Raw genomic sequence first — 12,980 nt, forward strand, 5'->3', positions numbered from 1 at the left:
ATGACGATCAGATTCGTATTTTAAAACCCGATGTGGAAAGGAGAACGTAATGAAAAGAAAGCTCACCGCACTGCTCTTGACCCTCCTGATGGTGCTCGCCCTACCGGCATGCTCGTCCGCGCAGCCCGAACCGGCCGCTCCCGAGGCCCCGCCCGCCAGCGCGGCTGACCCGGCCGGGGAAACCCCCGCGCCCGCCGAGACGCCCGCTTCCGGGGAGAAGATCAAGATCGCCGCGATCTACCGCGACATGACCCAGTCCTGGTTCATCCAGGAGGCGGCCGCCGCGACCGCCACGGCCGAGGAGCTCGGCATGGAGCCGCTCATCGTGGGCGATTCGAAGGAGGACCCCTCCGTCTACGTCAACGTGCTGGACAACGTCCTCTCGCAGGACATCCAGGGGCTTATCGTCAACATCTGCGACCAGCAGCTGAGCAAGATGACCGTGGACAAGTGCGCCGAGGCGGGCATCCCCGTCGTGGCGGTCGACGTCCCGCTCATCGACGACGCGGGCAACTACCTCGCGCCCGCCATCGAGCTCGACTCCTACCTCTCGGGCAAGACGATGGGTGAATGGCTGGCCGACTACATCGGCAAAAACGAGCTGATGACCGAGCCGGAGACCACCGGCATGATGATCCTCGCGATGGAGAAGGTCACAAGCTGCGTGCCGCGCTCCGACGGGCAGTACGACGCCTTCAAGGCGGCGTTCCCCGAGTTCCCCGAGGGGAACATCATCCGCATCGACTATGGCGGCGGCTCGTCCGACGAGGGCTACAACGCGGCCGCGGCCACCATCACCGCCAACCCCCAGATCAAGCGCTGGTTTGTGACCGCGGCCAACGACGAGGGCGCGCAGGGCGCGACCCGCGCGCTCGAGCAGGCGGGCCTCGACAAGGACGCCGTCGTGATCGGCCTGGGCGGCTACCACGCGAAGGACGAGTTCCGCAAGGACTACTCCTGCTTCATCGCCTCCGCCTACATCCAGGCGTCGGTGCCCGGACAGGAGTCGGTGAAGGCGCTCTATGAGAAGATCGCCAACGGCACGCCCATCTTTGAGGAGTACAAGACGGATAAGGCCTACGGCGTCTATCCGTTCAGCGCGGTCATGGTGACGGCGGAAAACTTTGAAGAGATCATGGGCGAGGATGCAAAATAACGCGACGCCCCCAAAAAAAGGAGGGCCCGCGGGGACAGACCGTCCCCGCGGGCCCTCCTTTTTGCCCGGTCCGCTCAGGAGCCGCCGAAGAGCTCCTCCTCGACGGCGGCGCAGAGCGCGTGGTAGATGGGAAGGTGCAGCTCCTGCACCTTGAAGGTCTCGGATTCGTCCACGCAGACGGCGACGTCGGCCAGCGCGGCGTTCTGCCGGTTGCGGCCGCCCATCAGCAGGATGGAGGGGATGCCGACGGCCTTCGCCGTGCGCAGGGCGTGGAGCACGTTGACCGACGCCCCCGAGGTCGTGATGCCAAGCAGCAGGTCGCCGGGGCGCGCGTAGGAGAAGACCTGCTGGGCGAAGGCCATGTCGGGCGCGACGTCGTTGCCGTAGGCGGTGACCAGCCCGCTCTGGCTGACCAGGGAGATCGCGGGCAGGCCCTGCTGGAGGTGCCCCACGAGGTAGGCGCTTTCGCTCCCGAGCGCCTCCTCGAACCGCCGGCTCTGCGCCGCGGTCAGGGGGCGGGGAAGGAGGAACCCCTTCATAAGCTCGCCGACGATATGCTCGCTGTCGGCCGCGCTGCCGCCGTTGCCGCAGACGAGCAGCTTGCCGCCCGACGTGAAGCAGCCGTGCAGCAGCGTGAAGGCGCCGAGGACCTCCCGTTCGCAGCAGGAGAGGGGGTAGCGGGCGAAGAGGGTGTCGAGGATCTGCCTGGTGCTGTCTTTCAAGATGGCTCCGCTCCTTTATGTTAAACTACTTTTACATATATAGTATACAGAAGTTTGTGGATTGTCAACGGGAAACGGCAAAAAGAATTGTAATTCTATCCATAAATCCTGAAAATATGTTGACTGTCCGTTGGGAGTATGCTAAAACTAGAAACATAAGTAAAGTATATTTACAAAAATGGTTACGAATCCGACGGTCCGGTCTTATGATGGTTCAGGATGCCCGCCGCGAACCGCGGCGGGCATATGAAATAAGTATGTAAAAGGAGCGTAAAAGGATGAAAAAGATGAAAAAGCTGTTGGCAGTCATGTTGGCGCTGGCCCTGATGGCGGGCCTCGCGGCCTGCGGAGGGAGCCCGGCCCCCGCCCCCGCCGCCCCCGCCGGAGACGCGGCGGCCCCTGCCGAGAGCGCGGCACCCGCCGAGGAGCCCGCGAAGGCCCTGAAGATCGGCGTATCCCTCGACACGATCGACTCGGACTTCTGGGTCTCCACAATCGACAACATGAACGAGGCCGCCGCGGCGGCGGGCGCCGAAGTGATTCAGCGCCTCTGCGAGGGCGACGCGAACAAGCAGAACCAGCAAATCGAGGACCTGATCGCGCAGGGCTGCGACGCGATCCTCTGCGGCGCGCGCGACGGCGGCGCCATCGTGGCGGCCGTCAAGAAGTGCAACGAGGCGGGCGTGCCGATCATCATGGTCAGCCGCGCGGTGATGGGCGACGAGGCGCTGCCGAGCCTGCAGGTCCTCGTGGACAACATCTCCCTGGCCTCCGGGTCGGTCGAGTGGGTTGCCCAGAAGGCCCAGGAGGAGGGCAAGAAGTACAAGGCGGTTCTGCTCGTCGGCAGCCTCGGCGACCAGAATGCGCTCGAGCGCCAGCAGGGCCACAAGGAGGCCCTGGAGAAATATCCCGACTGCTTCGAGATCGTCGCGGAGATCCCCACCGACTGGAAGGTCGACCAGGCGTACGCGGGACTCCAGAACGCCTTTGAGAAGGACCCGGACATCAACCTGATCATCACCCCGTCCGACGCGATGCTCACCACCATCCAGAGCGTGCTTGAGCCCCTCGGCAAATGGGTGCCGGCTTCCGATCCCAACCATGTGCGCATCGTCACCTTCGACGGCGACTCCACCTTCGCGAAGATGATGGAAGAGGGCTATGTCGACTGCGGCGCGGTCAACGACACGCGGTTCATGGGCGCGGAGAGCATGAACTGGGCGATCAAGCTCGCGAACGGCGAGAAGCCGGCCGAGCTCAACGCCCTCGACCCCGGCATCGTGGCCACGCTGGACAACTGGGCCGACGTGAAGGGCGACATCTGGGGCTACGTGGCCTACTCCTCCAAGTAAGCGCCTCCCGGCCGGGGGAGTCCCCGGCGCAGACCGGTAAATGTTTTTGCAATCCGTCCGGCGCCGCTCCCGCGCGGCGCGGCGCCGGACGGACGAATATCCGCCAGAGGTTAGGAGAATGGTTATGAGCTTAAAAGAGACGTTTGACAAAAAGCGCGTGGCAGGCCGGCTGCTGGGGTCCCCCATCCTGCTGGTCATCATCGCCATGGCTGTGCTGTCGGCGGCCTTTGTCCCCAACTTCGCAACCCTGTACAACCTCAAGAACCTGCTGCTGCAGACCTGCGATCTCCTGATCATCTCGCTGGGCGTGACTTTCACGGTGCTCAACGGCGGCCTCGACTTCTCCTCCACGTCGGTGCTCGCGCTCTCGAGCGTGGTGGGGGCGTACATCATGGCGCTCTCCCCCCTCAAGGGGACGGGGCTTTCCATCCTGCTGGCGATCGTCGTGATGGTCGCCATCGGCGCGGCGGTGGGCGCGATTAACGGGTTCTCCGTCGTGAAGCTGAAGATGCCTTCCTTTATCGTCACCCTTTCGACGCAGCTCTTCTTCAGCGGGATGGCGATCTACTTCACCAGCAAGGTCACCGACAAGGCGTCCATCATGGGGCTGCCCTCCGCCTTTTACCGCATCGGCGGCGAGAAGGCGTTCTTCCTGCCGATCGTCATCGCGGCGGCGGTCTTCCTCGTCTCCCACTGGCTCATGACCCGGACGATCTTCGGCCGGCATGTGCTGCTGGTGGGGACCAACCCGAAATCCTGCCACATCTCGGGCATCAACGTCAAGCGGGTCGTGTTTTTGCTCTTCCTGCTCAGCGGGATCTACGCGGGCGCGGCCAGCGTGGTGCTGACCGCGCGCAACCAGGCGGGCATCTCCAGCCTGGGCGACAAGATGTTCATCGACATCATGTCCAGCATCATCATCGGCGGCACGAGCATCTTCGGCGGCTCGGGCGGCGCGAAGCACACCCTCTACGGCGTCATCTTCATCACGATGCTCAGCAATGTGATGAACCTGCTGGGTATGGACTGGTATGTGCTCAGCCTCGTCAAGGGGTTCATCGTGATCATAGCGGCGCTGGCCGATATCCTTTCCAACCGAAGGAAAAACTACGCCGCGGCGGCCGCCTGATGGGCGCCGCGGAATCCAATATAGGAGGTCGTCGGTCTGTGAGCAGTCAACCGCTGTTGCAGCTGGACAATATCCATAAGAGCTTTTACGGCGCGGAAGTCCTCCACGGCGTGAACCTGGATCTCTGCCCCGGGGAAGTGCTGGGGCTCGTGGGGGAGAACGGCGCGGGAAAATCCACGCTGATGTCGATCCTGGGCGGGGTCTACGGGTTCGACTCCGGGACGATGCGCCTCGGCGGGGAAGTCTACACGCCCGCCACCCCAAACGACGCGACCCGCGCGGGCATCGCCTTCATCCGCCAGGAGTTCAGCCTCTTCTCCAACCTGACGGTGGCGGAGAACCTCTTTGTGGACCGCTTCCCCCGCAGGGGGCTGTCGGTCGACAACAAAAAGATGGAGGAGCGCGCGCAGGTCTACATCGACCTGTTCCGCCTGGACATCTCCCCCCGCACCAGGGTGGAGAGCCTGCCCATGGGCGTGCGGCAGATCGTTGAAATCTCCAAGGCGCTCGAAAAGGACGCGAAGATCATCATCTTCGACGAGCCCACCACCTCCCTCTCCCCCAAGGAGAAGGAGGAGCTCTTCGAGGTCATCGGGGGGCTGAAGGCGCGGGGCGTCTCGATCATCTACATCTCGCACATCCTCGAGGATGTGATGCGCCTGTGCGACCGCACCACCGTCCTGCGGGACGGCAACTCGGTGGGCACCTTCCAGAACAGCGCGCTGGACAAACGGGAGATCATCCGGCTGATGGTCGGCCGGGAGATGAACCAGGTCTACCCGACGATCGAAAAGGAGATCGGCGAGCCGATCTACGAGGTGCGGGAGTTCGTCCGCAGCGGCAGCAGGTCGCCCGTCTCCCTCGAAATCCGCAGCGGGGAAATCGTGGGCATGTTCGGCCTGATGGGCGCGGGGCGTACCGAGCTGCTGAGCTCCCTCTTCGGCGCCGAACCCTCGGAGGGGGGCGAAATCCTCGTCAGGGGCAAGGCGCTAACCCGTCCCACGCCCACCCGGTGCATCCGTGAGGGGATCGCCTACGTCACCGAAAACCGGCGGCAGGAGGGGCTCATCATGCCCAAGACGATCGAGGAGAACGTCACGATGGTCGTGCTCGACCGGATGACCGGCGCGCTCGGCGTGGTCGACCGGAGCCGGGAGAAAAGGACGGCGCTCGACCTTGTGAAGAAGCTGACCGTCAAGACCTCCGACCCGCAGCGGCAGTTCGTCAAGAACCTTTCGGGCGGCAACCAGCAGAAGGTGGTCATCGCCAAATGGGTGGCCAGCGAACCGAAGGTGTTCTTCATGGACGAACCGACGCGCGGCGTCGACGTGGGCGCGAAGTACGAAATCTACACCTATATCAACGAACTGGCCAGGGAGGGCTGCGGGGTGCTGCTCGTCTCCTCCGAGATGGAGGAGGTCATGGGCATCTGCGACCGGATCCTCGTCATGTACCGGGACCGCATCGTCGCGGATATCCCGAAGGCCGCGTTCGACCAGGAACGGATCATCCAATACGCGCTGGAAGGGGGGATCTCGGATGCCGGCTAACCAGACGGCCGCCGCACGGCGGAGCTCCGGGAATTTCCTGGCCCTTGCGACAAAGTACGGGGTCTATGTCATCTTCCTGCTGGTCGTTGTCTATTTCAGCGTCGTCTGCGACAACTTCCTCTCCCTCTCGAACATCCTGAACATCCTCCAGCAGGCCGCGCCGCTCGGCATCGCGGTGCTCGGGATGGTGTTCGTGCTCTCCACCGCCTCCACCGACATCTCGGTGGGGCAGGTGATGTACGTGACGGGCGTCATCTGCGGGCTGGTGCTCGAAAAGTTCCGCGACAACGGGCTGGCCGGAAACGGCTGGGCGATCCTCGCGGTCTGGCTCGTGGGGCTGTGCATCGGCGCTGTGTTCGGCGCCTTCAACGGCCTGCTGGTCGGCAAATTTGGGATCGTCTCCTTCATCGTCACGCTGGCCACCATGAGCATCGCGCGCGGGCTGGGGCTCATCATCTCCCGCTCCAAGGTCTATTACATGAGCGAGTTGTCCCCCTTCTCCCAGAGCGTCGTCGGCCCCATCCGGTTCCCGGTGGTGGTCATCCTGCAACTCGTGATGGTGCTCATCTTCGCCTTCCTCTACCGCAAGACCCCCTTCGGGCGGCACATCGACGCGGTCGGCAACGACGAGGCCGCGGCCAAGAGCGTCGGCATCAACACGGCGCGGGTCAAGTTCCTCGCCTTCCTGCTCTGCGGCATCACGGCGAGCATCGCCGCGCTGCTGCTGGCCGGCCAGGTGGCGAACGTCTATTCGAGCTTCTCCTACGGCAACGAATTCGTCGTGATCTCGGCGGCGGTGCTCGGCGGCACGAGCCTCTTCGGAGGCAAGGGGAACATCATCCCCGGCGCGCTGATCGGCATCGTGCTGATCCAGACGATCATGAACGGGCTGACGATGCTCAACGCGTCCCCCTACTCCTACACCATCGTCAAGGGCCTCATCATCTTCGTCGCGGTCCTGCTCGACAGCGTGAACTACAAAGGCGAGCTGCGCTGAGCGCAGGCAAACATTACACCCGATAAGGAGTCATGGCATGATGGAAAACCTCTATATCGGCATTGAGATCGGCGCGACCAAGCAGCAGGCCGCGCTGGGCACCGCCGACGGCAGGCTGCTGCACACGATCACCGGGAAGATCCCGCTGCCCCGCGGGGCCCAAGACGTGCTCGACTGGCTGTCCGCTAAGGTCCCCGAGCTGCTGCGGATGGAGGAGCGGTTCGGCGGCAGGGTCCGGTCCCTCGCGGCCGGCTTCGGTGGGGAGATCGAAAGCAGCACGGGCAGGACCCTCAATTCGGTGCAGGTGCCCGGCTGGGAGGACTTCCCGCTGCGCGGGTGGCTGGAAGAGACCTTTTCGATGCCGGCGGAAGTCCTCAACGACACCGTCTCGGGCGGTTTCTCCGAGCTCTACCTCGGCAGGGGGAAGGAGGCCGGCAACGTCTTCTACACCAACATCGGCAGCGGCATCGGCGGTGCCTTCTTCATCGACCGGGTCTACTACGACGGCGTCGGCTACGGCGCGGCCTACTTCGGCAACACCTACATCCCCGACTGGCAGTCGCCCGAGCCGGGGGCGATGACCCGGGTGGAGGAGATCTGCTCCGGGCTCGGGATCGAGCGGCGGCTGCGCCGGCCGGGATATGTCCCCGCGGGCTCGCGGATCATGGAGATGTGCGGGGGGGACCCGGCGGGGATCAGCTGCCGGATGCTGGAGGACGCGGCCCGCGCGGGGGACCCCTTCGCGCTGGAGGAGGTCGACCGGATCGCGAGGAGCTACAGCATCGGGCTGAGCAACGTCCTCACGCTGATGTCCCCCGAGCTGGTCATCATCGGGGGCGGCGTCGCCAAGATGGGCGGCCTGCTCCTCGACCGGGTGCGCGAATACACCGACCGCATCGCGTTCATCTCCTGCCGCGGGCACTACACGATCGAACAGAGCGTGATGATGGACGACGCGGTCATCGCCGGGGCGGTCTACTGCGCGGGGCACCCCGAACTTATCAGGAAAGGAAGCTGTTGATATTCCATGGAGAAGAATGGTATAATTGAGCAGGTCAGGGAGGAAGTTTTTCCCTCCGGAAAGGCCGCGGAGAAGCCACTGGGCAAATACTGCGACCACACCGTCCTGCGGGCGTACACGACCCGGGAGACGGTCAAACAATTCTGCGAGGAGGCCGTCCGCTACGGCGCCGCTTCGGTCTGCGTCAACCCGGTGCACGTGGCCTACGTCCACGAGCTGCTGCGGGGAACCGGGCTCTACACCTGCACCGTCATCGGGTTCCCGCTCGGAGCCAACCGCTCCTGCGTGAAGGCGATGGAGGCGGCGCTCGCCGTTGAGGACGGCGCCGACGAGGTGGACATGGTGATGAACATCGGCGCCCTGCGTGAAAAGGACTACGAGCTCGTCCGCCGGGATATCGCCGGGGTCGTGGCCGCGGCCGCGGGCCGCGCGAAGGTCAAGGTCATCATCGAGACCTGCTACCTCACCGACCGGGAGATCGTCGCGGCGTCGCTGCTCTGCCAGCAGGCGGGCGCGGACTACGTCAAGACCTCGACCGGCTTCGGAACGGACGGCGCGCGGGAGCGGGACGTCCGGCTGATCCGGCAGACGGTCGGGGACACGATGAAAATCAAGGCGTCGACCAATATCAACACCCGCGAGGACGCGGAGCGGATGATCGCCGCCGGCGCAGACCGGCTGGGGACGAGCCGCACGCCGCAGATCGTCACGGGGGACGCCAAGGCCCATTCCGCGTCGATGGATAACCAGCCCCCAAAGCAGGACTGCTGAATTTGTAAAGGTATTTTGTAAAGGTGTTGTGTGAAATGAGGAAAGCGGCAAACAGCAATAAGATCATCAAGCAGGCGAACGAGTATCTGGTGCTGGCAGTGCTGCTGAAAAACGACCCGCTTTCGGTGGAGGAGATCGTGACCCTCTCCCGCCTGAGCCGGCCGACGGTGCTCAACATCCTCAAGGAGCTCGACACCAGGGGCCTCATTTACCGCGCCGGCCTGGGCGAATCGATGGGCGGGCGGCAGCCGATCATGTACACCCTCAACCTCCGCCGCTACTTCGCGGTGGGCGTCGACCTCGAGTACCCGCCGGTGCGCGTCGCCTTTTCCGACCTGCGGGAGAAGGTCCTCTACTCCCAGGAGTGGGACTGCCTGCCGGGGGAGACGATGGAGGACATCGAGGAGAACCTCGTGAACGCGATCCGCGAGGGAATGCGCAGGCTGAACATCGCCACGGAGAACCTGATCGGGATCGGCCTGGGCATCCCCGGACGGGTGGACATCGCCAGGAACCTCGCCGTGCGCATGGACCGCATGGACCACATCTGGCAGGGCGGCGACATCGCCGCCCAACTGTCGATGAAGCTGGGCGTTCCCGTCACCGTGCGCAACGACATCCACCTGCTCGCGGCGGCCGAACGCACCGTGCAGCCCGCGCTGCCCAAGAATTTCCTCTATGTGGCGCGCCGGGTGGGCATCGGCATGGCGGTCTTCCTCAACGGGAAGAGCTACGAGGGCGGCTTCGGCAACTCGGGCTACCTCGGCCACACGGTCCTCGACCCCGAGGGGCCGGCCTGCCGGTGCGGCCAGCGGGGCTGCCTCGAATGCTACGCGACCACCGGCGCGGTGGAAATCAACTATGCGCGGGGGGCGGAGCGCCCCGCGGATTACGACACGATCGTCTCCCGCGCGCAGGAGGGGGAGCCTCTGGCGATGGCCGTCCTCGGGGACGCGGGTGTCAAACTGGCGATGGCGGTCGTCAACGCCATGCTCCTCTACGACATCCAGACCGTCATCATCGAGGACTGCGTTGACGACGGCACCTTTTTCGCGATCGTCCGAGAGAACATCGAAAAGCTGCTGGGCCCCTCGTCCGACATCCAGCCGCGCGTGCTGCGCGGCAAGCTGACGGGCAGGACCTTCGCGCTCGGCGGCTGCTCGATGATCGTCAAAAATTTCTTCAAAGCGCCCCAGCTCAAGGTGGACGGCTGAAGAGCCTTCCGGCAGGACGCCGTCCGCGGGCGGAAAGGACATCCCGATGACTGAATATATTGAAAAGCAGCTGGACTATTTTGTCAACCGCCGCGACCACAAGCGCCTGCGGCGGGAGATTCCCGTCGACCTGACGGATATCCTCGCGGATCCCGCTCTGAGCGACGAGGAGAAGGCGACGCGCGCCCATGCGCGCGTCATGCGAAGCGAAGAGATCGTGGTCTTCCCGTGGGAGCGGATCGCGGGCACGCGGGTGATGCTGCGCCTGCCCGAGTTTCCTCACGGCTCCTACGGGTACCTCGACGGGCGGATCAGCCACATGCTCAACGAGCCGACGATCGGCGGCATCTCCAACAATGTGGCGGAGTACGGCCACGCGATCACGGTCGGGCTCGAGGGCCTGCGCGCCGAGGTGTCCTCCCGGCTCGGGGAGCGCGGGGAGGAGGAAGAGGCGCGCGCGTTCTGGAAGAACCAGCTCCTGCTTATCGACGAGCTGGAGGCGTTCGCCGACCGCATCCGCGACGCGGCGCAGGCGCAGGGCAACGAGACGGTCCGCCGTACCTTCTCCAAGATTCCGCGGCAGGGCGCGGAAAGCTTTTTGGAGGCGCTGCAGTTTCTGAAGTTCCTCAACTTCGCGCTGCGCTATGAGAATCCGACCCATTCTCCGCTCGGGCGGTTCGACCAGTATATGTACCCCTTCTTCGCCGCCGACCGCGCGCGCGGCATGACGAAGGAGGAGGCGCTCGAGCTGGTGGAGGACTTCTTCATCTCCCTCAACCGGGACACCGACATCTATTTCGGCATCCAGCAGGGGGACAGCGGCCAGGCGATGGTGCTCGGCGGCGTAGACGCGCAGGGAAACTGCGCCTATAACGAGCTGAGCGAGCTCTGCATCCGGGCGAGCCTAGAGCTGGCGGTCATCGACCCGAAGATCAACCTGCGGGTGGACAAAAATACGCCGATGGAGGTCTTCCGGCTGGGCAGCCGCCTCACGAAGAAGGGGCTCGGCTTCCCCCAGTACTGCAACGACGACGTCGTCGTCCCGGCGCTGGCCGGCTGGGGCTACGAGCTCGAGGACGCGCGCGACTACGCGGTCGCGGGCTGCTGGGAGTTCGTCATCCCCGGGTACGGCGCGGAGGGGATCAACTACGAGGCGATGCCCTTTGTGAAGCTGGTCAACCGCTGCATGGAGGAGCATCTGGAGGAGTGCGCCGATTTCGACGCGTTCATGGACTGCCTCGAGGGGGAGATGGAGGCGCAGATGGCGAGGATCGACGCCGTCTTCCACAACACCGCCCCGCGCCCCTCGCCGATGCACTCCCTGCTTTCCAAGCAGGCGGTCTCCATAGGGCGCGACATCTCCAAATGCGCGAAGTACAACAATTTCGGCCTGCACGGCCCGGGCATCGCCACGGCGGTCGATTCGCTGGCCGCGATCAAGAAGGTCGTCTACGACGACGGCAGCGTCCTGCCGCACGAGTTGATCGACGCGGTGGCGCGCAACTTCGAGGGGTGGGAGGATCTCCACCACACCCTGCGGTTCGACGCGCCCAAGATGGGCAACGACGACGACCGCGCCGACGGGATCGCCGTGCGGCTGGTCGACATGTACGCCCGCGTGCTCTCCCACTACCGCAACGGGTTCGGCGGCCGCTACCGCCCCGGGACCGGCTCCGCCATGTACTACATGTGGATGTCCGAGGACATGGGGGCCTCCCCCGACGGAAGGCTGCGGGGGGAGCCGCTGCCCGCCAACTATTCTCCCAGCCTCAACGTCCGGCTGAACGGGCCGGTGTCGATGTTCAAGTCATTCTGCAAGCCCGACCTGCGCAAGGTGTGCAACGGCGGGCCGGTGACGCTCGAACTGCACGACAGCGTCTTCCGCAACGAGGAGGCGATCGACAAGGTCGCGATGCTCGTGCGCGCCTTCATCCTGATGGGCGGGCACCAGCTGCAGCTCAACGCCGTCAATTCCGACCTGCTGCGCAAGGCGCAGCGTGAGCCGGAAAACTACCGCAACCTGGTGGTGCGGGTGTGGGGCTGGAGCGGCTACTTCGTCGAACTGAGCCGGGAGTACCAGGACCACATCATCGCCCGCGCCGCGATGACCCTGTGAGGCGGCGGCATGGAGCGGGGACTGGTCTTTGACATCAACGAATTCGCCGTCCACGACGGGCCGGGCATCCGTACGACCGTCTTTCTCAAGGGCTGCCCGCTGCGCTGCAAGTGGTGCCACAACCCCGAGGGGCTCTCCTTTTCGCAGGAGGTCCTGCGCGGGAGCAACGGATGCATCCACTGCGGCGCGTGCGAGGCGGTGTGCCCCAGCCCGGACCACTGCATCCTCTGCGGGAAGTGCATCCGGGCCTGTCCCAAAAACCTGCGGCGGTTCGCGGCCCGGGAGCTTTCCAGCCGGGAGCTGGCGGACATCCTGCTCAAAAACCGCGCCTTCCTCGCGGAAAACGGGGGCGTGACCTTTTCGGGCGGGGAGCCGCTGGCGCAGCCGGGGTTCCTCTTTGAGACGATGGACTTTTTAAAGCCGCTGCACCTCGCGGTGGAGACCTCCGGGCACGTGCCTGCGGAGGTCTTCCGGGAGATGCTCGGGCGGGTGGACCTCGTGATGATGGACGTCAAGCACGCGGACAGCGAAGTGCACCGGGAATATGCCGGCGTGTCGAACGATCGGATCCTCGCAAACCTCGCGCTCTTAAAGGAGAGCGGCCGGCCGTTTATCATCCGCATCCCCGTCATCCCGCAGGTGAACGACAGCGTGGAAAACATGGAGCGCACGGCGGCGCTGCTCAGGGGGGCCGAAGGGCTGGAGCGGCTCGAGCTGCTGCGCTACCACCAGACGGCTGGCGCGAAATACGAGCTGCTCGGGAAGGAATACCCCTTCCGCTACACGCGCGAGACCCCCTCGCTCGAGCCGTTCGCGCGCGTCTTTGAAGAAAACGGCATCCCGGTCTTCATCCCCTGAGGGCCGGGCGCGACGAAAGGGAAAACCGATATGCAGGCATTTTTAAAGGCTTATACCGATATGATCGCCGAGACGATCGCCCGGCTGGACCCCG

The 12,980-nt window shown here is 64.6% G+C and carries 11 protein-coding genes; 10 read left to right on the forward strand and 1 reads right to left on the reverse strand.

The features are described from left to right. The first annotated feature begins 49 nt into the window (after window positions 1-49). Window positions 50-1,156: a substrate-binding domain-containing protein gene (locus ACZO3G_RS02225; protein ID WP_276874757.1), complete on the forward strand. Its 1,107-nt coding sequence runs from the start codon at window positions 50-52 to the stop codon at window positions 1,154-1,156. Window positions 1,157-1,230: 74 nt separating this feature from the next. On the opposite strand, the gene ACZO3G_RS02230 is transcribed toward ACZO3G_RS02225, so the two are convergent. Continuing rightward, entirely contained in the window at window positions 1,231-1,878 is a 648-nt protein-coding gene (locus ACZO3G_RS02230) for a D-sedoheptulose-7-phosphate isomerase (protein ID WP_276874760.1), read from the reverse strand. Between the two features lie 278 nt (window positions 1,879-2,156). Between ACZO3G_RS02230 and ACZO3G_RS02235 the strand changes: the two genes are divergently transcribed. From ACZO3G_RS02235 to ACZO3G_RS02275, 9 genes are all read left to right on the forward strand, one after another. Beyond that, window positions 2,157-3,230 carry a sugar ABC transporter substrate-binding protein gene (locus ACZO3G_RS02235; RefSeq protein ID WP_276874764.1) on the forward strand — a complete coding sequence of 358 codons (1,074 nt, stop codon included), beginning with the start codon at window positions 2,157-2,159 and terminating at the stop codon, window positions 3,228-3,230. Between the two features lie 124 nt (window positions 3,231-3,354). Then, complete coding sequence (locus tag ACZO3G_RS02240) at window positions 3,355-4,359, forward strand: ABC transporter permease (RefSeq protein WP_172439257.1); 1,005 nt, start codon at window positions 3,355-3,357, stop codon at window positions 4,357-4,359. Between the two features lie 38 nt (window positions 4,360-4,397). After that, on the forward strand, window positions 4,398-5,909 hold the full coding sequence (locus tag ACZO3G_RS02245; RefSeq protein ID WP_172439256.1) for a sugar ABC transporter ATP-binding protein: 1,512 nt from the start codon (window positions 4,398-4,400) through the stop codon (window positions 5,907-5,909). After that, complete coding sequence (locus ACZO3G_RS02250) at window positions 5,899-6,906, forward strand: ABC transporter permease (protein WP_121586407.1); 1,008 nt, start codon at window positions 5,899-5,901, stop codon at window positions 6,904-6,906. The genes ACZO3G_RS02245 and ACZO3G_RS02250 overlap by 11 nt, the downstream gene beginning before the upstream one ends. Before the next feature lie 40 nt (window positions 6,907-6,946). After that, the gene (locus ACZO3G_RS02255; protein ID WP_101553257.1) at window positions 6,947-7,927 is read left to right on the forward strand and encodes an ROK family protein; all 981 of its coding nucleotides are present in this window, start codon (window positions 6,947-6,949) and stop codon (window positions 7,925-7,927) included. Window positions 7,928-7,933: 6 nt separating this feature from the next. Beyond that, window positions 7,934-8,698: a deoxyribose-phosphate aldolase gene (gene deoC, locus ACZO3G_RS02260; protein WP_276872121.1), complete on the forward strand. Its 765-nt coding sequence runs from the start codon at window positions 7,934-7,936 to the stop codon at window positions 8,696-8,698. Between the two features lie 35 nt (window positions 8,699-8,733). Then, window positions 8,734-9,912, forward strand: a complete 1,179-nt coding sequence (locus tag ACZO3G_RS02265) for an ROK family transcriptional regulator (protein ID WP_101551879.1) — start codon at window positions 8,734-8,736, stop codon at window positions 9,910-9,912. A gap of 46 nt (window positions 9,913-9,958) precedes the next feature. Further along, window positions 9,959-12,028, forward strand: coding sequence for a pyruvate formate lyase family protein (locus ACZO3G_RS02270; protein WP_276872124.1), 2,070 nt, complete (start codon window positions 9,959-9,961; stop codon window positions 12,026-12,028). A 9-nt stretch (window positions 12,029-12,037) separates the two neighbouring features. Then, the gene (locus ACZO3G_RS02275; RefSeq protein ID WP_276872126.1) at window positions 12,038-12,886 is read left to right on the forward strand and encodes a glycyl-radical enzyme activating protein; all 849 of its coding nucleotides are present in this window, start codon (window positions 12,038-12,040) and stop codon (window positions 12,884-12,886) included. Window positions 12,887-12,980: the final 94 nt, after the last annotated feature.

The sequence above is a fragment of the Anaerotruncus sp. genome, assembly GCF_057433415.1.

Bases quoted from the DNA above. Each gene is read 5' to 3' on its own strand.
- ACZO3G_RS02275 (WP_276872126.1), top strand. From the start codon at position 12,038: ATGGAGCGGGGACTGGTCTTTGACATCAACGAATTCGCCGTCCACGAC.
- ACZO3G_RS02265 (WP_101551879.1), top strand. From the start codon at position 8,734: ATGAGGAAAGCGGCAAACAGCAATAAGATCATCAAGCAGGCGAACGAG.
- ACZO3G_RS02225 (WP_276874757.1), top strand. From the start codon at position 50: ATGAAAAGAAAGCTCACCGCACTGCTCTTGACCCTCCTGATGGTGCTC.
- deoC (WP_276872121.1), top strand. From the start codon at position 7,934: ATGGAGAAGAATGGTATAATTGAGCAGGTCAGGGAGGAAGTTTTTCCC.
- ACZO3G_RS02270 (WP_276872124.1), top strand. From the start codon at position 9,959: ATGACTGAATATATTGAAAAGCAGCTGGACTATTTTGTCAACCGCCGC.
- ACZO3G_RS02255 (WP_101553257.1), top strand. From the start codon at position 6,947: ATGGAAAACCTCTATATCGGCATTGAGATCGGCGCGACCAAGCAGCAG.
- ACZO3G_RS02250 (WP_121586407.1), top strand. From the start codon at position 5,899: ATGCCGGCTAACCAGACGGCCGCCGCACGGCGGAGCTCCGGGAATTTC.
- ACZO3G_RS02240 (WP_172439257.1), top strand. From the start codon at position 3,355: ATGAGCTTAAAAGAGACGTTTGACAAAAAGCGCGTGGCAGGCCGGCTG.
- ACZO3G_RS02235 (WP_276874764.1), top strand. From the start codon at position 2,157: ATGAAAAAGATGAAAAAGCTGTTGGCAGTCATGTTGGCGCTGGCCCTG.